This is a genomic window from Photorhabdus caribbeanensis (assembly GCF_018448885.1).
Taxonomy (GTDB): Bacteria; Pseudomonadota; Gammaproteobacteria; order Enterobacterales; family Enterobacteriaceae; genus Photorhabdus; species Photorhabdus caribbeanensis.
The window spans coordinates 1-253 of record NZ_RCWB01000171.1 but is presented as its reverse complement, the minus strand read 5'-3'; the positions used below and the strand labels follow the sequence as shown (position 1 = coordinate 253).

2 pseudogenes are annotated in these 253 nt (G+C 47.8%); one reads left to right on the top strand and one right to left on the bottom strand.

Annotated elements, in window-relative coordinates:
* Positions 1–125, bottom strand: a pseudogene (locus EAE90_RS23510) (transposase family protein); the annotation flags it as partial.
* On the opposite strand from EAE90_RS23510, the pseudogene EAE90_RS23505 reads away from it, so the two are divergent.
* A pseudogene (locus tag EAE90_RS23505) lies at positions 119–253 on the top strand (ISAs1 family transposase); the annotation flags it as partial. The pseudogenes EAE90_RS23510 and EAE90_RS23505 sit on opposite strands and share 7 nt — an antisense overlap.

Below are 253 nucleotides of genomic sequence, written 5' to 3'. Positions count from 1 at the left end.
TGACGACGGGGAATACCGTGAGTAAAATGCGTGTATTGTTTAAGCCACTCGCTCTGTAACTCCCCAAATTCCTGAATCGATTTCCAGCCAGAAGCGCCGCATAATACAGCGGAGAAGGCTAAAAAAAACCTGTAAGGGGACATTATTTGAAGCCCTGCATGTGGTTAGTGCTTATGATGTTGAATCCGGTGTAGCCCTATACCATCAGGCAGCCGAAAGCAAAGGTCAGGAAGGTCCGGTTGCCAGACAATTG